Here is a 21,138-nt window from a genome sequence, read left to right on the forward strand (position 1 = left end):
CGCAGCGCCATCAGGCGCTCTGCCGGATGGCGGCTTACGCCTTATCCGGCCTACAACGTCTCAAACTCCGTAGGCCTGATAAGCGCAGCGCCATCAGGCGCTCTGCCGGATGGCGGCTTACGCCTTATCCGGCCAACAACGTCTCAAACTCCGTAGGCCTGATAAGCGCAGCGCCATCAGGCCTTTGCCGGATGGCGGCTCACGCCTTATCCGGCCTACAACGTCTCAAACCCCGTAGGCCTGATAAGCGCAGCGCCATCAGGCATTTTTTTAAATGGTTAACGCCAGTTGCGTGCCCTGGGCTATCGCCCGGCGGGCATCCAGCTCCATCGCCACATCGCAGCCGCCAATCAAATGCACCGGTTTACCGGCTTCGCGCAGCGGTTCGGCCAGCTCGCGCCGCGGCTCCTGTCCGGCGCAGATCACCACATTATCCACCGCCAGCACCTGCGGCTCGCCGCCGACCAGAATATGTAAACCCTCATCGTCGATCTTCTGATAGCTCACCGCCGGGATCATCTTCACACCGCGCGACAGCAGCGTGGCGCGGTGGATCCAGCCGGTGGTTTTCCCCAGCCCATCGCCCGGCTTGCTGGCTTTGCGTTGCAGCATCACAATCTGTCGCGGGCTTTTCGGCAATTGCGGCCCTTCCGGACGCAGGCCGCCGACCTCATTCAGGCTGGTATCAATTCCCCACTCAACACAGAATTCAGCGATATTCTGGCTGGTCGACTCCCCCGGCTGGCTTAAATAGACCGCGGTATCAAAGCCGATCCCGCCGCAGCCGACGATCGCCACGCGTTCACCGACCGGCGCTTTATCGCGCAGCACGTCGAGATAGTTCAGCACCTTCGGGTGATCGATGCCGTCGATAAGCGGCATGCGCGGCTCAATGCCGCAGGCGAGGATCACCTCATCAAACAGCGTCAACATACCGGGATCGACGCGCTGATTAAGACAGAGTGCGACGCTGGTTTTGTCGATCATTCGCCGGTAGTAACGCAGGGTTTCATAAAACTCCTCTTTACCGGGGATCTGTTTGGCGACGTTAAACTGCCCACCGATCTCTGCCTGCGCATCAAACAGCGTTACGCTGTGCCCGCGCGCGGCGGCATTCACCGCAAAAGCCAGCCCGGCAGGGCCTGCGCCAACCACCGCGAGGTTTTTCTTCTGCTCTGCCGGGAAGATCGGCATCAGCGTTTCATGACAGGCGCGTGGGTTAACCAGGCAGGAGGTCACTTTGCCGTAAAAGATCTGATCCAGACACGCCTGGTTGCAGCCAATACAGGTGTTGATCTCCTCTTCCCGGCCGCTCTGCGCTTTGCTTAACAGCTCCGCGTCGGCGAGGAAAGGGCGCGCCATCGACACCATATCCGCATCGTCACGCGCAAGGATCGCCTCAGCGACCTGCGGATCGTTAATGCGGTTGGTGGTGATCAGCGGGACGTTGACTTTGCCTTTCAGCTTGCGCGTCACCCAGCTAAACGCCCCGCGCGGCACCGGCGTGGCAATGGTTGGGATCCGCGCTTCATGCCAGCCGATCCCGGTATTGATAAGCGTGGCGCCCGCCGCTTCAACGGCCTGCGCCAGCGCGATGGTTTCATCCAGCGTGCCGCCGCCCTCCACCAGATCGAGCATCGACAGACGATAAATCAGGATAAAGTTTTCCCCGACACGCTCACGGATCGCCCGCACCACCTCAAGGGGAAAACGCATCCGGCGAGCGTAATCCCCGCCCCATTCATCCTCACGCTGGTTGGTGCGCGCGGCGAGAAACTGGTTAATCAGATAACCTTCCGAACCCATCACCTCGACACCGTCGTAACCGGCCTGTTGTGCCAGATGCGCGCAGCGGGCGAAATCCTCAATCAGGCTTAGAATTTCATCATGGCTTAGTTCGTGAGGTTTGAAGCGATTGATCGGTGCCTGAATGGCGGAAGGGGCGACCAGATTGGGTTGAAAACTGTAGCGCCCGGTATGCAGGATTTGCAGCGCGATTTTGCCTCCCTCCTGATGCACCGCATCGGTAATGTGCCGATGGTGCGGCAGCTGGCTGATATCGTTCAGCACCGCGGCACCCTCCATTGTCACACCGGAAAGGGCGGGGGAGATGCCGCCCGTGACAATCAGCGCCACGCCATGGCGGGCGCGCTCGGCATAGAAGGCCGCCAGCCGCTCGGCGCCGTCCCGGCGCTCCTCCAGACCGGTGTGCATCGACCCCATCAGCACACGGTTTTTAAGCTGGGTAAAACCCAGATCCAGCGGGGCGAACAGTGACGGGTAGTGGCTCATGCTCTCTTCCAATGTAAAATTATTGTTATGTGGTCGGATGAGTTCTACTGTAGCCGCCGCGACAACAGAAGGGAAAAGCGGGAGCGAATGATTGTGATGGAATTCAAAAAAGTGCGGGCAGAGGAAATGCCGGATGGCGGCTACGCCTTATCCGGCCTACGGTGAGTGCGGTTTGTAGGCCCGATAAGCGAAGCGCCATCGGGCAGAATGCCGGATGGCGGCTGGCGCCTTATCCGGCCTACGGTGAGTGCGGTTTTTAGGCCCGATAAGCGAAGCGCCATCGGGCAAGAATGCCGGATGGCGGCTGGCGCCTTATCCGGCCTACGGTGAGTGCAGTTGTAGGCCCGATAAGCGAAGCGCCATCGGGCAGAGTGTTACACCGGCTCTACTGAAACGCGCAGCGCGGACAACGCTTCACCTGCGGCGCGCAGCACCTGTTCGCACTGCTCAATGGTGAGCGTCAACGGCGGCTCAATACGAATGGTTTTCGCATTGTTGAGCGTACCGGCCACCAGCACGTGCTGGCGGAACATCTGGCTGGCAAAATTGTACCCCGTCTCGTTATTCACAAACTCCAGCGCCATTAGCATCCCTCGCCCGCGCACATCCTGTACCAGATCGGGATACTCACGCGCCAGCGCACGGAAGCCATCCAGCAGCATGTCGCCTTTCTGCTCCGCCTGCGCCGGCAGGTTCTCTTCCAGCAGCACATTAATGGTGGCCAGCGCCGCCGCACAGGCCAGCGGATTACCGCCGAAAGTCGTGGTGTGCAGGAACGGGTTATCAAACAGCACCGAGAAGACCTCTTCGGTGGCGATAGTCGCGCCAATCGGCATCACGCCGCCGCCGAGAGCTTTGGCTAGACACATAATGTCCGGCTGCACATTTTCATGCTCGCAGGCGAACATCTTGCCGGTGCGCCCCATACCGGTTTGCACTTCGTCAAAAATAAGCAGCGCGCCAAACTCATCGCACAGCTTACGCACTGCAGGCAGATAGCCCGGCGGAGGCAGGATCACGCCCCCTTCACCCTGAATCGGCTCGAGGATCACTGCCGCAACGTCATCCCCGGTTTTTTGCCCTTCGCTTAGAGCCGTGCGCATGGCATCAATATCGCCAAACGGCACATGGTGAAAGCCCGGTAGCAGCGGCATAAAGGGTTTACGGAAGGTCGACTTCGCCGTCGCCGAGAGCGAGCCAAGAGATTTACCGTGGAACGCGCCGCTGGTGGCGATAAAGGAGAATTTCCCGCGCGGAGATTGATAGGCTTTCGCCAGTTTCAGCGCCGCTTCAACGGACTCCGTGCCGCTGTTGCTAAAGAAGCTATATTTGAGTTTGCCGGGCGCGAGCGCCGCCAGCGTTTTTGCCAGCATCGCCCGTAGCGGGTCGAGAAGCTCCTGGCTATGCAGAGGTTGTTTGGCGAGTTGGTTCTGTACGGCGGAAACGACAACTGGATTACGGTGCCCCACATTGAAAATACCAAATCCACCCAGGCAATCTAAAAACTCCACTCCCTGGGTGTCGACAAGCGTATTCAGACTGCCTGCTTGCCACTCTACGGCTCCGTAATCCCCGCCGGCAGTTACAGATTTTCGATACTCTAAAAACCCCGGGTTAACATGCTCTTTAAAGTAATCCACCACCTCTCGGTTTAAAGCTTTCATCTCCTCATGATCAAGCGTTCGCTTCTCAATGAGATTCAGGGCGTGAGCGCTGCACGCTAAAGCGGATGCGCTGGAAGGTAACCTGTTCAAAATAAGCTCCAGGAGTCGCGTATCACGTGATACTGATTAAAGTATTGCAGGGATTACGCCACTTCGGCGGCGGGCAGAGAAATCGGGATAAACGCCAGGTGAAAGCCAAATCGTACAAGATTTAATCATGCCGTCTGGGCTAAAAATAGGTTACAGCATTGTTAAAAAGCGCAAGGCGAGGGGGTGAAAAAGCCCTTTGCGCCAAAAAAGTGCGTCGAATGCATGAAAATGGGGCATAACCCGTTAGCGCAACTAAGTGTTTTCAGGCTGAAACTATTAAAATCAATATCTTAACAAACCTATCAAAATCAGGGTTTTCTGCGGATTTGCGATCTAAATCAAATTTAACAACTAAAGATAAATTCATTATCGCCGAAATAACATTCGCAATAATTTTTTCACGGCAATATAACCTGCACAGGACGCAACCATGTCTTCTCCTCTTTATGTCAGCCAGCGCAACTTCCCGCTGGACGATGACACCACGCTGATGTCCACCACTGATACGCAGAGCTACATCACTCACGCTAACGATGCGTTTATTCATGCCAGCGGCTATCACCTCAATGAGTTAAACGGCCAGCCGCACAATGTTGTGCGCCATCCAGATATGCCGAAAGCGGCATTTGCCGATATGTGGTTCACCCTGAAACAGGGCGAGCCGTGGAGCGGTATTGTGAAAAACCGCCGTAAAAATGGCGATCACTACTGGGTGCGTGCTAATGCCATTCCGATGGTGCGTAACGGCGAAGTGACCGGCTATATGTCGATCCGCACCCGCGCGACGGAGCAGGAGATCGCGGCAGTTGAGCCGCTCTACAGCGCATTAAATGAAGGGCGCAGCAAAAAGCGCCTGCATAAAGGGCTGGTGCTGGGTAAAGGCTTATTTGGGAAAGTGGCCACGCTTCCGTTGCGCTGGCGGGCGCGCAGCGTCATGACGCTGCTGTGGGTCGCGCAGCTGGCGGCGCTGTGGTTCACCGGTGCGCATCCTGTGTCGATGCTGGTCAGTACGCTGGTAACGCTGTTGGGTGCGCTGGCGTTTGAGTGGCAGATTGTTCGCCCGGTCGAAAATGTGGCAAAGCAGGCGCTGAGTGTGGCAACGGGCGATCGTAACAGCGTCGATTTCCTCAACCGCAGCGATGAAGTGGGGCTGATCCTGCGCTCGGTCGGTCAGTTGGGGCTGATGTGCCGCTGGCTGATAAACGATGTCTCTGGTCAGGTGAGCAGCGTGCTTAACGGCAGCGAAACGCTGGCGAAGGGCAACGACGATTTGAATGAGCGTACACGCCAGACGGTGGTTAACGTGCAGCAGACTGTGGCGACGATGGGCCAGATGGCCGCGTCGGTACAGAGCAACTCGGAAACGGCGTCTGCGGCAGATAAGCTCTCCAGTTCCGCCAGCAACGCCGCCGCTCACGGCGGTAAAGCGATGGAAACGGTGGTGAAAACCATGGATGAGATTGCCGACAGCACGCAGCGTATCGGCTCCATCACCGCGTTGATTAACGATATCGCTTTCCAGACTAATATCCTGGCGCTAAACGCCGCGGTTGAGGCTGCGCGGGCAGGGGAGCAGGGCAAAGGCTTCGCGGTGGTTGCCGGGGAAGTTCGTCACCTGGCAAGCCGCAGTGCAAATGCCGCGAATGATATCCGTAAACTGATTGATGCCAGCGCCAGTAAAGTGCAGTCCGGTTCCGACCAGGTTCACGCAGCGGGCCGCACGATGGACGATATTGTGGCCCAGGTTAAAGATGTCACCGCCCTGATTGCCCAGATTAGCCAGTCTACTTCTGAGCAGGCGACGGGGCTTGCGGATCTGACGCGCGCCGTGGCGGAGCTGGATGCGATTACGCAGAAAAACGCCGGGCTGGTTGAGCAGAGCGCGGAAGTGTCGTCAATGGTAAAACAGCGCGCAGGTCGGCTGCAGGACGCAGTTTCCGTATTACATTAAGAGATATTTAATTAAAAAAACCGCCGCATCTGCTGGCGGTTTTTTTATTTCTGGTAATGCGGTTTGATGTTAATAATTTATTCTTAATTGTTACTTTTTTATTAAATGATATTTTGTTAGGGCTGGATTGAATAAATTAGTTAGCTTGAAATTTAATTTCCCATTAACTCTAGTTAACTCCCATTAATATATTCATGAAATAATAAGAAAACGAAACAAATAACGATCAATGACGCTAAATTGATAGCTCATGGCTATCCAATGGTCAATTAATTTAATAAAAAAACGATCAAACTCATAAAGTTAGCAATTACGTTACCGATAACGTCTGGTGGCGACAGGGTTTCCATTCGCGCCGGGGACTTAAGCGTGCCTTCTGAATTAGGGTTCAAAGCTTTTGTCAGCAAGACATTCAAATCCACGGAGAAGATATGTTTTTACATGATGTAAAAATCGGTACGAAATTATTTCTGGCATTCGGATTCTTTATTGTATTGATGGTGGTGAGTTCCTGTTTCTCGCTTTTCAGCCTTAATCGTGCCAACAACGGTATGCAAGAAATTGTGCATGAGGATTATCCCACGACCGTAAAAGCAAACGAGCTGATTGATAATTTCCAGACGTTCGTCAGTACGCAACAATTAATGCTGCTGGATACGGACGGCAAATGGTCGGCTGATTCTCAGAAACAGCTGGCGGCGATTAGCTCGCGTATCTCTGCCTTACTGACCGATCTCTCGAAAAACTTGCGCGACGAGCAGTCGCAGCAAATCCTTGCTGAGATCCGCACCGTGCGCCAACAGTACCTCGACTCCCGTTTTCGCATCCTCGATGCGGTAAAGCGCAACGATCGCCCGGCTGCCATTCAGGAGATGATGACCAATACCATCAACGTCCAGAACGCCTATAAAGCGAAAGTGCAAGAACTGATCGCCATTCAGGATCAGCAGATGCGTGACGCGGGTGAACAGGTGCAGAATGACTTCGGCTCCAACCGCCTGCTGCTGATTGCGCTGGCGGCGATCAGTATTGCCCTTGGAAGTCTGATTGGCGTAGTGATCGCGCGAATGATCACTCGTCCGCTTCGTGAAGCAGTCACTTTTGCGGAAGCGATCGCCGATGGCGACTTAACCCGCTCCATTGACTCCCGTCATCATGATGAGACCGGAACGCTGTTGCGTGCGCTGATGGAGATGAAAAACCGCCTGGTGGAGATTGTGCATCAGGTGCAAAACGGCTCTGAAAATATCTCCAGCGCGGCGGCGCAGATTGTTGCTGGTAACCAGGATCTGGCGGCGCGCACGGAAGAGCAGGCAAGTTCCGTTGAGCAGACTGCGGCCTCCATGGAGCAGATCACGGCAACCGTGAAGAACACAGCCGATCACACCTCTGAAGCCACCACGCTGTCGGCGGATGCCGCGACGGTGGTGAAGAGCAACGGCGAGATGATGATGCAGGTCACCGAGAAGATGCGGGTTATCAACGACACCTCTAATCGCATGTCCGACATCATCAACCTGATTGATGCGATTGCCTTCCAGACCAACATCCTGGCGTTGAACGCCGCAGTTGAAGCGGCGCGTGCCGGTGAGCATGGCCGTGGTTTTGCCGTGGTGGCCGGTGAAGTGCGTCAGTTGGCGCAGAAAAGCGCCTCGTCGGCGAATGATATTCGCCATCTGATCGAGAGTTCAGCCAGCCAGACCCGTGAAGGGATGGCGCTGGTGGAGAAAGCCAGTGCGCTGATTAACGGTATGGTGACCAACGTCGAAGAGATGGATGTGATCCTGCGTGAAATCGGCCAGGCGAGCCGCGAGCAGACCGACGGCATTTCGCAGATTAACAGCGCTATCGGCCTGATTGACTCCACCACCCAGCAGAACTCAAGCCTGGTGGAAGAGTCTGTTGCGGCAGCCGCGGCACTGAACGATCAGGCGCTGCATCTGCGCGAACTGGTGAAGGTCTTCCGCCTGCGTGAAGCGCCAATGCCGGCTTAATCCAGCTGGGATATCTCCAGCGCCGCGCGGTCGATAATGCCAATTATCTGTTTAAGCTGCGCGGCGCTAAGCGCCTGCTGATTCACGCGCAAATCGAGCACGGCTTTAAAGTTCGCCAGCGCCCGCTTCATCTGTGGATCTCTGCGTAACTGATAGCCGACATTCCGTGCTTTAACCCGCTCCAGAATCTGCGCCAGCTGCTGCTGGCTCTCATCCAGCCACTGCTGACCATGGCGGGTTATCGCAATCACCCTGCGCCCATTCTCCTCATCGCTGATAGTAATCAACTGCTGATCGCGCAACAGATCGAGAGTCGGGTAGATCACGCCGGGGCTGGGCGTGTAGTTTCCCTCGGTCAGCGTTTCAATGGCTTTGATAAGCTCATAGCCGTGGCTGGCGCTGTCGCGCAGCAGATGCAGCAGCACCAGGCGTAATTCTCCGTGGCCAAAAAAGCGCTGCCGACGGCCGCCGTGGTGTTCGTTATCGTGACTGTCGTGTGAATGGCGCATCCTACTCTCCGTGTTAATCCGATATATCTAATCTATATCTAAACTCTGTCTGGTAACAGTCTGGTTTAATGTCTTATTTATATATTGTTGATAATAATGATTTTAAATAGTGATTTTGTCAGCGCGTGCTCTTGGTTGTATCTATATCTTAAAAAGATCTTGCCTTCCCCATAAACAACAATCATTATCATTTGCACAACATTTAGATATATCTATTTCACATTCAGTAGGGCCGATTATGACCACAACTTCTTCACGTTATCCGCAGCGCGTGCGTAATGAGCTGCGTTTTCGCCAGTTAACCGTTTTGCGCGTTGAGCGGGCAAGCGAGGGCTTCCAGCGCATTGTGCTTGGCGGCGAGCAGCTCGATGGCTTTAGCTCACGCGGTTTCGATGACCACACCAAAGTTTTCTTCCCGCAGGAGGGCGCTCCTTTTGTTCCACCAGAGGTAACGGATGAGGGCATTAACTGGGGCGATGGGCCGCGTCCGCTGTCGCGCGACTATACGCCACTTTTTGATGCCAGCCGCAATGAACTGACTCTCGATTTTTACATTCACGACGGCGGTGTGGCGAGCAACTGGGCGCTTCACGCACAGGCCGGAGATCTGCTGACTATCGGCGGGCCGCGCGGTTCGCTGGTGGTGCCGGAAGATTACGCCTGGCAACTCTACGTGTGCGATGAGTCCGGTATGCCGGCATTGCGCCGTCGGCTGGAGGCGATAAGCCAGCTTGCGCGGCGTCCGCAGGTGAAGGCGCTGGTAACCATCGATAATGCCGCTTATCAGGATTACCTCGCGCACCTGGAGGGCTTTGATATTGAGTATGTGATTGGGCATCAGCCGCAGAAAGTGGCGGAAAAGCTGGCGGCGGTAACTGTACCGGGTGAGGACTATTTTATCTGGCTGACCGGGGAGGGGGAGGTGGTGAAATCGCTTAAGGCGCGGTTTGAAACGGACGCTATCGATCAGCAGTGCGTTCGCGCCCAGGCTTACTGGCATAAAAAGTAATTGCGGCCCGGCAGAGCGCCGGGCGCATATCAGGCCACTTCGTCGTATTCGGCTTCGTTAACCTGCTGTTCAAGGGACTCACGGATTTCAGCCAGCGCTTTCTCCTGCTGGCGGAAATAGGTTTCACGATCGCCGAGGGAAGAGACCAGCTGCCAGGTCTCCTCTTTATCCAGCGTCATTAACTCTTCAATCAGCGTGGCGATGTGCTGCTTCACTTCCACAATGCGCTGACGCAGACGCTGGACATCGTTCAGCCTGTCGCTGGCCATTAGCGGCTCCAGCCCTTTTTGCAGGCGGCTGAGCATGGAGCGAATCGCGCTCAGATCGCCGCGTTGACGGGCCTGGTTGAGCTGCACCATCATGCTATTGGCATCGTTTTTCATCTCGCTGTCGACCAGATCGGGGTGACAGAGTTTACTCGCCTGCCGCCAGAGGCGCTTCAGCTCATGGCGCTCCTCTTCCGACATCTTCTGCTCGAAGCTAAAGCGTTTTTCCGCATCGTGCTGCTGCTCTTGATAGCTTTCGTACTCCTGACGCGCTTCGTCGCGCGCCTGGCGCGTTGGCTCCTCTTCGCGCGTCAGACCACGCTCCAGTTCCTGCGCTTCTGCCAGCAGAGAGGCGATCAGTTCGCTTTGCTGCTGGAGATGTTTGCGCGCTTCAGCCGCCTGCATCGAGTGCGGCGGCATGCTCTGCCAGCGCTGCGTGAGCGTCACTAACACGTTCACTGCTTGCGAGAGGTATTTCTGGCAGCGCAGATAATCAGCCTCGCGGCGACGTGCTTCCGCTTCCTGGCGACGCACAGCGGCTTCAGCCAGCATTTTACGCAGGCGCAGGATCTGCGACATCAGCGGCCCAAGACGGGTTAAGTAGAGATCGTTAAATTCGTCCAGTTGCTGAATGCGAGCATTGCGCTTATCGATAAGCTCGCGGAGCTGCTCCTCCAGCGCTTTGAGTTCCAGCTTGCTGGCGGAAACCTGAGGATCTTGCCAACTGACGACCGAGCGCTGGCTCTGTAGCCACGCCGTAATAGCGCGCATCGCATCGCTGTAGTTCTTCTCTTCGAGCGCGTGAACAATAAACGCTAACTCCGGGTCGGTCACTTCCGTTTTCAGCAATGGAAGCTGGCTGAGGATGATGCTGTCATCCTCCAGTTCAATGGCGTATTTGATGATTTCAAGCCGTTTTATTGGTTTGTTCATGGCGTTTCGTCAAAGCGCTTAATGAGTCTGTTAAGGGGAGTCGTTATTCATCAAATCTGGACCACGAAGGCGAAAGTCGCAATAGCCCGGCCTCATATTACATGGGCACATTTCAATGCGTTAGTCTTTCTATGAAAATTGCGCTTATGGCATTTTAATTGCGCGATAAGCGGCTAAAAATGGGAAGTCAGGCGGGTGTAGAGATGCTCCGAAGGGTGAGAGTTCCTCGCAGCGGCAGGATATCAAACAGCGGCATACAGAGGATGTACCGAACAGCGCTTTGTCGGTAATTGTTTCAAATGTTATGATTGTGAGGAAATTATGAATCCCCCGTTAGCGTTCGCGAGAGGGGCAGGAGAATCACTATCAAACTGTTAACATGCCTCTTTTTTATTTTCTCGTCTAAGGCACACGATCTGCGCGAGTTCTGGCGCATTGAGGTGATTCGCAAAGATAAATTCTCGTTTCGCCGCCTTCTCAGAGAGAAAAAGAACCGTCGCAGGAATTTTTTATTCTGGTGGCGCCTCGCCAGTGAAATGAATGAGCATGGCAACAAGCGCCAAAAGCGTGTCGCTGAATCACTCTCCAATATGATTAAAAGCAAATTCGCGGCGGATATCGATCTTGAGGCCAGAATAGGGCCCGGACTGCATATACCCCACCATACCGGCGTCGTGATCACCTACAGCGCCCGTATTGGCGCTAACTTCACTATCCGGCAAAACACCACCATTGGCGTTGTGCAGGGAATGACGGACAACGACTTTATTCGCATCGGTGATAACGTCGATATCGGCGCAAACTCATGCCTGGTGGGTTCAATCACCATTGGCGATAACGTGGTGATTGGCGCCATGTCGTTCGTGAATAAAGATATTCCATCGGACACGATTTTTATTACCCGCAAGCAATCGGTTATGACCCCGCGAGGGAATGATTTTGTCCCGATGCTGCCACGCACCAGCCATAAGAGACAAGCCAGATCTGAGTAAAAGGCGATCTCAGCTTAAAGAAGAGATTATCAGCAGCGGTATTCGCTCAATCTCAATACCGCCTCCTGAATGTCGCCCTGGCGGGTTAGAGTGGAAGGTTGTTGTACTGATGATGACTAAAACGCCGGGCGAAACCATCTATATAGCCTGAATCCCCACCCTGACTTCCGCTTTTTTCTGTGCTCTGCCAAAAGAGTTGCATCCATTTAACGTGCTCGCCTGAGCAATGACAATCGTGCGCTTCACGTAACGAAGAATATATGTCTCATTGCTTTGTAACTTTATCTCATGATTTAGCAGCGGCCTATTATTCCACTCGGACTTAATTATCATATTGAGAATAGCGCGAAGTATGATTTTAGATGAATGCCATTGAGGTTTTTCACATCAAAGATATCTCTTTCGAAGCAGAAGATAAGCGCTATTGTGGTTATTTTTTGTTCGGCTTCATGCCTGGTCAATATCTCTAATTCACTCAAACAGCTTTGTTATATGTTTTATATGATTAAGTTAAATCTGAAGCTTGTACTCTTTGTTAGCCCTTTATTGTTAAGGATTTTCTTGTATTCAGCGTCGCCCAAGGTATGATTTTGCTATCCCGACGCTTATCGGATGGGGCTTTCTGCTTGAATGAGCCTTTTCGCGGTGAGGTCTCTTTTTGAATTTAGCATCGTCAGTAATAAACATGGCTTGTCGATACATACAGAACGATCGCAAGCGGCATAACTTTTATTCCTGTCAGGTGTTGGAACCAGAAGTTTTGGTAAGTTCTGGTTATCCTTTTGCTGATGATCTACAGGGTTTGATATGGCGGAATACTCTTCTTCACTCGATGGTGAATCCAAAGAATATATTCTCAAGTCGCTTGAGGATATGCGGCGCAAATTGTTGGATTTGACCTCGCGAAACAGGTTATTAAATTTTCCAATTAATCAAAAACACTCTTCGCTGCGTATCATCAACGCGCTACCCGATCAGCTTTTTCAAATCCTCAAATCAGAACAGGTTATGCAGTTTGCTCCTGTTCCGGATCCAACCAAAGCGCAGTTGCAGCAGTTTGGTTATCTGGATAAAAACGCGCCTTCAGCCGAGGAAAAAGCGACAAAACCTATGCCCGATGCGAAAACGTGGGCGGGTAAGCTGGGCATCAATACCGACTATGAATTACCGAGCGGTGCGCAAAGTGCTATTTCCCCGGAAGATTATGAACTGGTCGTTAAAGCGCGCGATCTTATTCTCATCCACTTGAAGGAAAACGGCGGCTCTTTGGCCGGCGTCAGGAATACGGAGGCTAAATCCGGCCTTCCTGCTGAGCGTCTGGATTCGCTACTTATCCAGCTTGGCTACAAAGATATTGGTGAGTTTGAGCGCGATACGAAAGCGGGCAAGCCGTTGCGTAAGCCATTATTGCAGGAGACTGAAGCGAATAATGAAATACAGACGCTTTATTACCCGGCCGATCTGGAAGCCGTACTGCGCTCTATCCACGGTAAAGCGCAGGTAGCGATTGAAGAGACCGGGGCGGGTATTCTCTATCTGTCCCTTGGCTTTCTTGAATGGTATGAAAGTGATGATTCAGATAAGCCCCGCCTTGCTCCGCTCTTTACCGTTCCCGTAACGCTGGAGAAAGGTAAACTCGATCCACAAGCGGGCCTCTATCGCTACCACCTGCGTTATACCGGGGAAGATATTATCCCTAACCTGTCGTTGCAGGAGAAATTGCAGGCTGATTTTGGTTTTGCACTACCTGGGCTCGATGACGAGACGTTGCCGGAAACCTATTTCCAGCAAATAGAGGCGATTACCGAAACGAACAAGCCGCGCTGGAAAGTGCGCCGCTATGGGGCATTGAGCTTATTAAACTTCAGCAAGATGCTGATGTATCTCGATCTTGATCCAGAGCGCTGGCCACAGGGCGGTAAAAATTTACTGAATCATGAGGTGATCAAACGTCTTTTTACTTCGCAGACGGGAGAACATTCCGGTTCAGAAAGTTTATCCAGCGAATATCACATCGATACTCTCGATAATATTCATCAACAGTTTCCGCTTATTTTTGATGCGGATAGCTCACAACATAGCGCACTGATTGATGCGGTAAATGGCGAAAATCTGGTTATCGAAGGTCCTCCAGGCACGGGCAAATCGCAAACCATTACCAACCTGATTGCCGCGGCAATGCTGAATGGCAAGAAGGTGCTTTTCGTTGCGGAAAAGCTTGCGGCATTAGAGGTCGTTAAACACCGACTCGATAAAGCAGGGCTGGGTGATTTTTGCCTTGAGCTGCACAGCCATAAGTCGCACAAGCGTAAGGTGTTAGAAGACATCCAAAAACGGCTGCATAACCCGGCTTTGCAAAAAATGCCGGCGCAAATTGATGCCGAGATCTCTCGCTATGAAGATTTAAAGAATCAGTTAAACAGCTACGCTCAGGAAATTAATGAGAGCTGGAAGCTTACCGGGCTGACTATTCACCAAATTTTGACCGGCGCGACGCGTTATCGACGCGAGCTGGGCATCGATCCCACACTGCTACATATAGAAAACCTGTCCGGTCAAAAATTGGATCGCGTGGCGCAGTTAAGACTACGTGACCAGATCAAAGAGTTTAAAGACGTTGTCGTGGAGTTTCGTCAGCAGGTCGGTCAGCAAGCGGAGCTGTGGGAACATCCCTGGTATGGCGTTAACAACACTGATATCCAGCTTTTCGACAGTGAAAGAGTCGTTTCACTGCTTAAGGAGTGGAATGAGGCGCTAATTGCCTGGCAGCAGGCACTTGCAGGTTTTCTCACCAGGTATTCGATTACTGCTTCGCATTGTGACGAATTAAGCTGGCAAACGCAGCTGGTGGCGCTGTGCGACCAACTCCCGGAACTTCCTGCCGAAGCCGATTTCCAGGCTTATACCCGGCTTGATAGCAACAACATTGAGACTCTGAAAAGCTGGCTGAACGATTTCAGTGCCGTTCAGGCGGATTACCATCAGGTAGCAGGCGATTTAATGCCTGAAAAACTGCGTTTCCTCGAAGAGGGAAATCCAGTCCCGGACTTCCCGGATATCACCAAAATCTTTGGTCTGGATGGGGCAACAACGCTTGCGGATGTGGTTCTCCTGATTCGTGGTTTAGCGCAACTGCAAACTGCCTTTGCTGCTGACAAAGAGCATCTCTCCCCATTACTGGAATCGTTGCCATCTGCTGTTGCTGATAGATTCTCAATAACGCCTGCGGGCCTGCAGCAAATAGCCACGTTCATTCATGTCGCCTCCAAATTACCGAGCGAGTTGGTGAGATACAGACATGACAGGTTTGATGATGAAGATATTGAGCCACATATAGAAGATCTCAATCAGCGGCTGGTCTCATTGCATGCACTGCGCGATCAACTCAAGGCGCGCTTTACGCTGAATAAAGTGGCAGATGGTGAGCAGCTAAAAACGATCGAAAACATCCTGCACAACTCGGGCCTGTTTAGCTGGTTAAGCGGCTCATGGCGTGAAGCGAAAAATACGCTGATCGGTTTATCCAGCGAGCCTAATGCAAAATGGAAAACGCTGTATGACGAATTGCCGATCCTCCGCCAGTATGTGCAGGAACGCGATGAGTTTGAGGCGCGCAATTTTGAGCAGATCTTCGGCGAGCTCTATCGAGGGCTGGAGACCGATCCGAGCCAGCTCCGGCAGATTCGGGAGTGGTACAGCGAAGTGCGCAGCGTCTGGGGGATCGGCTTCGGTGCTAACGTTGCCATTGGTGGCGCTCTATTTACGCTGGATAGCCAGATACTCAAAGGAATACAGCAACTTAAGCAGCAGGGTGTCGATGCGCAGATTTCTCAACATCTTGATAAGTTAAAAAGCTACGAGGAAACCTTCGCTTCAGCGCACTTTGCCTCTGAAGGTGAGCAAAGCCTTGCGGGCGAAAAGAGTATCTTACTGCCGCTTATTGAGAAACTGACCGCTGCACTGACGCCCATTCAGCAGTGGTTCAGCACTGAGCAGCTTGCGCTGAATACGGTAAATGAAAAGATCGCCGTGTTACATCAGATACATAACCGACAGGCTCGCTTATCTGTTGATCGGTTGCCCGGCACCATTTTTTCAGCGGCGGATTCACTCCTGTTTGGCGCAGATAAAGATAATGCGCACACGCTCAAGGTCATGGGCAATACCCTTACTTTTGCAGAACAGATGGGGGAAAACGTTCAGGATGCTGATTTGGTTGCGGCCATCCAACGGTTACCCGGCGCAGATGAGTACCGCGAACTGCAACACTACCTTGGTGCTCTTCAGCAGAAGTGGCAGCTGCAAACCGACCGTCAGAGTCACTTTGCGCAGGAAACGCAGCTTAATAGCGAGCAGTGGCATCAACGGTGTGAAAATCTTCTCTCTGCATTAATCGCCTGCAACGAAGAGGCGATCGCTAAGCCCCGCTGGCTGAATGGCTGGCTTAACTTTATTCGTATCTCTCAGGATATTGAAAATAGCGGGCTGCAGCGTATTCGTGACGCAATCATGAGCCATACGCTGACTATTGAGGATATCGACACCGGTCTGGAGGTCGCTATTTTCGATCAGCTTGCCCGCGAAATCGCGACCGAACGTCCGCATCTCCTGCGGGTGTCAGGTAATAGCCGCAGCGCGATGCAAAAAACATTTCGTGACTATGACCGGGCGCTACAGCGCTTGCAGCGTGAGCGCATTGCGGCGGTTATTGCGAGCAATCCCGTTCCCCCGGGCGCGTCAGGAGGACGAAAAGCCGACTATACCGAAATGGCGCTTATCCTTAATGAGACGGGTAAGAAGATGCGTCATATTCCGATTCGCCAACTGATTAATCGCGCCGGTCGTGCTCTGCTTCAGCTGAAGCCTTGCTTTATGATGGGGCCTATGTCGGCGGCTAATTATCTTCAGCCTGGCTATATCGAGTTTGATCTTGTGGTGATGGATGAAGCCTCACAGGTTAAGCCGGAAGATGCGTTGGGCGTTATCGCGCGCGGTAAGCAAATTATCGTGGTGGGTGACCCGAAACAGCTGCCGCCAACGAGCTTCTTTGATCGCGCGGGCATTGATGATGACGACGATGACACGGCCGCAGTCAGTCAAACGGACAGTATTCTTGATGCCTCGTTACCTCTGTTCAAAATGCGCCGTTTGAGATGGCACTATCGCTCTCAACATGAGAGCCTGATTGCTTACTCGAATCGCCATTTTTATAACAGCGATTTGGTGGTTTTCCCTTCCCCGAATGCTCATGCTCCGGAGTATGGCGTTAAGTTCAGCTTCGTTAAAAATGGCCGCTTCATTAACCAGCACAATATTGAAGAAGCGCGCGTTATCGCCAGGGCTGTAGCCTTACATGCGACCAATTCGCCTGACGAATCCTTAGGCATCGTGGCGATGAACTCAAAGCAGCGTGAACAGATTGAACGCTCAATTGATGAAATATGCCGTGAAGATACGCAAGCTGAGGCCGCGATTGATCGGTTAAGAATGAAAAGCGATGCGCTGTTTATTAAAAACCTGGAGAACGTTCAGGGTGATGAACGCGACGTTATTTTTATCTCCTTCACCTATGGGCCGGGCGAGGTCGATGGCAAAGTGTACCAACGCTTTGGCCCGATCAACTCCGATGTTGGCTGGCGTCGCCTGAACGTACTCTTCACGCGTTCCAAAAAACGGATGCATGTGTTCAGCTCAATGCGCTCGGAGGATATCCAGGTAACAGAGACATCTAAGCGCGGTGTGCAGGCTCTGCGTGGCTTTTTGCACTTTGCAGAAAAGGGCAATATGGACGGGCTTGCACACCACACGGGTAAAGCACCGGACAGTGATTTCGAAGTCTCTGTTATTACAGCGCTGGAAAATGCCGGTTTCCGCTGTGAACCCCAGGTTGGCGTCGCCGGATTCTTTATTGATATTGCGGTGCGCGATCCCGGTAAGCAGGGGCGCTATTTGATGGGTATTGAGTGTGATGGTGCGACCTATCACTCTGCTAAGTCAGCGCGTGACAGAGATCGCCTGCGTCAGGATGTGCTGGAGGGCTTGGGGTGGAGAATTCGTCGTATCTGGTCCACAGACTGGTTCAGTAATCCCGATGAGATCCTGGAGCCCATCGTTCGCGAGTTAAATCGGTTGAAAACCACGGTTGCGGAAGAGGAGTACTCTGAAGAGCAAGCTATCGCACAGCTGGTTGTTGAAGGGCAAACCGCAAGTAATAATATTGCGGATTTTAGCGACCACAGTGAGCCACTCAGATTACGTCTTGAAAGATTTGCCCGTGAGGTCATTGACGTAGAGTGCCCCTATATTGCCGATGAGAGCAAGTTGCTGCGTCCTGCAATGATTGAAGCGTTGGTCGAGCATCAACCGCTTTCTCGCTCTGAGTTTGTTGAACGTATTCCGAAATACCTGCGTGAGGCAACGGAAAGCAAGATGAGTAAAACCTATCTGGACAGGGTGCTGGCGATTATTGATGGAGATGAATTCGCTTAAGCGGGTTTTTCAATGCACAACTCATCATTGATATCAGGGGGTTACGTTCTAACGTGACCCCTTTTACTTTCCAGAGAAGTAAAAGGGCAAACCATGGCAGGCTGTGATTCCGCAGGCGGGACTTGAGGGGACAAAACGGGGACAGCAAGCATAGAGAACAAAAAAGCCACCTTGTTAGAAGTGGCTTAATCGTATGATTTTAAAGCTAAAATTTGGTGGCCCCTGTTGGGTTTGAACCAACGACCAAGCGATTATTAGTTAGGATGCAAATTCTTACCTAAAAATACTTATATATAATTTTCAGTTAGTTAAGTGATATCAGTTTACTGTATAAATAACCAGAAATACTCTAAAATACTCCCTTGCGGTATCCTATAGGTATCCTAGAGCCTGCAAGCGATTCGCAGGATACCCTAATCGCTTGGTGCGGAGTATTTGTGGAAACATTCAAATTTACAAAAGCCAAACTCGAAAGCCTACCACCCGCTGATCGTGGGCAGGTCGAGTATGCTGATACCGTTGTTAATGGTCTGCGGCTTCGGGTAGGGATCAGTGGAGCTAAGAGCTTCTGTATTTCGCGTAAGCGTAATGGCAAGTTCATACGTGCTACGCTCGGCCGTTTTCCAGATCTTACTATTGATAATGCCAGGGCAAAGGCACTTGAACTCCTTGGAGACGTTGCGACAACCGGGAGGAATCCCAATGTGGTTAAGCGTGTCAACGAAAAAGCGACCGTTACGCTTGCCGATGCACTGGCTACCTACATTGAGAACCGCGACGAGAGGCTAAGTGCCGATACAGCAAAACAATATCGTTCCATTCTGCAAAATTTCTCTGGTGACTGGATTAAGCAGCCACTTTCCTCAATAAGCCGCGAGCGTGTAGAAAGCAGACATAAAGCAATCACCGATGGTACCGTGTGGTTTGGTGCTGACAAATCAACGCTACGTGCTGGAGTTGGAATAGGTAGTAAAGCGCAAGCTGATCTATGGGCGCGAGTGCTGCGGGCTATATACCGTTTCTCTCATGATCATTACCGCGACGAACATGGTAAAACCCTTCTCCCTGACCCTCCCACGATGGTGCTCAGCACGAAGCGAAAATGGCATGGAACCGTCAGGAAAACTGAGCGTATCCGCACCAATGAACTCAGCCGGTGGTTTAATGCCTTATCTTCCGTGCGTGCTATTGCTGAGTTGGCGCGAGATGATATAGCCGCAGCAGTGTGCGACGCTGTGGAAATGGCTATTTTTACCGGGCTACGTAAGTCAGAAATTTTAGAACTTAGCTGGGAGCGGGTTAATCTCGGTGGTCGCTATTTTTGGATTGATACCACCAAGAATGGTGATCCGCTTGAATTGCCTGTCACTGAAACTCTTTTAAAACTCTTCCGTCGTCGCGCCAAGATGAAAGCCAGTGATGGCGTATTAGTTTTTCCTGGCGATAAGGGCGTCATTAAAGAATACAGACATATCATTGATCGCATAAGCGCAGCTACCGTCCCTGACCCAAATCCTGATTTGCTCCAGCCTATCCCTTTCAAATGGCATGACGGCCGCCGAACGTTCGGGACCATTGCTGAGCTGGTGGGCGTGGGCAACTACATTCTGAAACGCCTGCTGAATCACCGAACGATGAGAAGCGCTGATGTTACGCAGGGCTATCTACATTTCAGCGCTGATGAGCTGATGGAGCCAGCCTCAAGAATAGAGAGAGCAATTCTTGAATATGCTGAAATGGCTGGGAAAACAAAAGATATTAATACTCAGCTAATGGCTGTTTTGGGAATTTTAAATGAAGATCAAAAAAGAAAACTAATTTTCGAGATTTCAAATGATAATAAAGGGTACAAATCATGACCAACTCAGAAGTTAATTTTAGAGCAATGATAGTTGGTGCGTACATAAACGAATTATTTGTTGATGGTACTGATTCTTTTTCTATTTCCATTTTGCGGGAGGCATTAAAAGCAGGTGATTCAGAAAGCTCCGCTCGCAGTATGGTTAATACTATAATCAGTTATTTCGAAACTTCTGATGAACCTCTTGAGGAATTTCTTGATTTCATTGGGGTGGAAAAAAACGAAGCTGTAAATGATAGTGAGTCAATTAACACCTTGCTTTATATGGATAAAAATAAAACTCCGTTTTTAAGCGATATTCCATTGTCAGGAGACGGAGTAACAATTTTGAATGCTGCGCTAGGGTTATATTTTGTTGGTATGAAAAATAATGCAAATGACCTTGTCAGAATTGGTATTAAACTGGTGATGGAGGAGGTTTTTAGAGACGAAATATCTCTCAGGGAATTTAATAATATAGCGCAAAAGGCTATTTCAGAAGCCCAAAGAGAAAAAGCTAAAAAACCTCGCAGCCCATATTACTCAGAGGTTATTGAAGTTATTAGACTTACCTGGGAAAAATACCCTTGTGGTGCTAAAACGGCACTTCTTGATGCCTTAGCTGCTCATTATCACGGCAAGGTAAGCCGTAATGCATTGGATAACTGGATAACTCTCTCTGGTCTGAGGCCCCCAAAACCAGAAAAATATACAAGGCTTGAATTAGTATTCCCCCATTAGCCGGCTATTGGGGGAGTATTGCTGGTTAGAGTGTCCTCGCATCCGGCAGTTGAGCACCTTTAACCAGTTACAGGGCTAATAAGGCATTACACAATCATAGATATTTATCACTGTTGTTAACCATTAATACACGGTGATAAATATGAAATTAGTCAATTCTCCTTTCTCATTAGAACGTCTGACCCGCGCAGAGGCCGCTGCTTATCTTGGTGTTAACTCCCAAACGTTGGCTAATTGGGCTCATACCGGAAAAGTGGGTATTCCACATCATAAGGTAGGGCGCAAGGTCATCTATATGAAGGCCGATCTCGATGGCTACTTGGCTTCAACACGCCGTGTCCAGAACTCATAAAAACATCTGGTTCATT

The 21,138-nt window shown here is 51.7% G+C and carries 12 protein-coding genes; 8 read left to right on the forward strand and 4 right to left on the reverse strand.

Translation table 11 applies throughout. The features are described from left to right. Nucleotides 1–270: 270 nt before the first annotated feature. Together IAE48_RS13790 and ygjG are read right to left on the reverse strand one after the other, a co-directional pair. Nucleotides 271–2,292 carry an FAD-dependent oxidoreductase gene (locus IAE48_RS13790; protein ID WP_200134729.1) on the reverse strand — a complete coding sequence of 674 codons (2,022 nt, stop codon included), beginning with the start codon at nt 2,290–2,292 and terminating at the stop codon, nt 271–273. Between the two features lie 374 nt (nt 2,293–2,666). After that, nucleotides 2,667–4,046, reverse strand: a complete 1,380-nt coding sequence (ygjG, locus tag IAE48_RS13795; protein WP_187291258.1) for a putrescine aminotransferase — start codon at nt 4,044–4,046, stop codon at nt 2,667–2,669. 430 nt (nt 4,047–4,476) lie between these two features. On the opposite strand from ygjG, the gene IAE48_RS13800 reads away from it, so the two are divergent. Further along, a complete protein-coding gene (locus tag IAE48_RS13800; protein WP_200134730.1) occupies nt 4,477–5,997 on the forward strand; it encodes a PAS domain-containing methyl-accepting chemotaxis protein in 1,521 nt (506 codons plus the stop codon). A 431-nt stretch (nt 5,998–6,428) separates the two neighbouring features. Continuing rightward, a complete protein-coding gene (locus tag IAE48_RS13805; protein WP_200134731.1) occupies nt 6,429–7,991 on the forward strand; it encodes a methyl-accepting chemotaxis protein in 1,563 nt (520 codons plus the stop codon). Here the strand turns inward: IAE48_RS13805 and IAE48_RS13810 are convergent. Continuing rightward, a complete protein-coding gene (locus IAE48_RS13810) occupies nt 7,988–8,500 on the reverse strand; it encodes a PadR family transcriptional regulator (RefSeq protein WP_200134732.1) in 513 nt (170 codons plus the stop codon). The two genes, IAE48_RS13805 and IAE48_RS13810, sit on opposite strands and share 4 nt — an antisense overlap. A 238-nt stretch (nt 8,501–8,738) precedes the next feature. Here IAE48_RS13810 and IAE48_RS13815 point away from each other — a divergent pair, with 238 nt between their 5' ends. Continuing rightward, nucleotides 8,739–9,509, forward strand: a complete 771-nt coding sequence (locus tag IAE48_RS13815; RefSeq protein WP_200134733.1) for a siderophore-interacting protein — start codon at nt 8,739–8,741, stop codon at nt 9,507–9,509. Between the two features lie 29 nt (nt 9,510–9,538). Here IAE48_RS13815 and IAE48_RS13820 read toward each other — a convergent pair whose 3' ends face one another. Further along, complete coding sequence (locus IAE48_RS13820) at nt 9,539–10,708, reverse strand: DNA repair protein (protein WP_042715491.1); 1,170 nt, start codon at nt 10,706–10,708, stop codon at nt 9,539–9,541. A 440-nt stretch (nt 10,709–11,148) separates the two neighbouring features. On the opposite strand from IAE48_RS13820, the gene IAE48_RS13825 reads away from it, so the two are divergent. The 5 genes from IAE48_RS13825 to IAE48_RS13845 all read left to right on the forward strand — a co-directional run bounded on the left by IAE48_RS13825 (nt 11,149) and on the right by IAE48_RS13845 (nt 21,122). Beyond that, nucleotides 11,149–11,700: a serine acetyltransferase gene (locus IAE48_RS13825; protein WP_232374421.1), complete on the forward strand. Its 552-nt coding sequence runs from the start codon at nt 11,149–11,151 to the stop codon at nt 11,698–11,700. Nucleotides 11,701–12,507: 807 nt separating this feature from the next. Continuing rightward, nucleotides 12,508–18,189, forward strand: coding sequence for a DUF4011 domain-containing anti-phage protein Hhe (gene hhe, locus IAE48_RS13830; protein ID WP_200134734.1), 5,682 nt, complete (start codon nt 12,508–12,510; stop codon nt 18,187–18,189). A 437-nt stretch (nt 18,190–18,626) separates the two neighbouring features. Next, complete coding sequence (locus tag IAE48_RS13835) at nt 18,627–20,048, forward strand: integrase family protein (protein WP_200134735.1); 1,422 nt, start codon at nt 18,627–18,629, stop codon at nt 20,046–20,048. Then, nucleotides 20,045–20,770 (forward strand): hypothetical protein, encoded by a 726-nt coding sequence (locus tag IAE48_RS24130; RefSeq protein ID WP_232045166.1) that lies wholly within the window; start codon nt 20,045–20,047, stop codon nt 20,768–20,770. The genes IAE48_RS13835 and IAE48_RS24130 overlap by 4 nt, the downstream gene beginning before the upstream one ends. A 142-nt stretch (nt 20,771–20,912) precedes the next feature. After that, on the forward strand, nt 20,913–21,122 hold the full coding sequence (locus tag IAE48_RS13845) for a helix-turn-helix domain-containing protein (RefSeq protein WP_200134736.1): 210 nt from the start codon (nt 20,913–20,915) through the stop codon (nt 21,120–21,122). The last annotated feature ends 16 nt before the right edge of the window (nt 21,123–21,138 follow it).

The sequence above is a fragment of the Kosakonia sp. S57 genome (genome assembly GCF_016516575.1).
Classification (GTDB): domain Bacteria; phylum Pseudomonadota; class Gammaproteobacteria; order Enterobacterales; family Enterobacteriaceae; genus Kosakonia; species Kosakonia cowanii.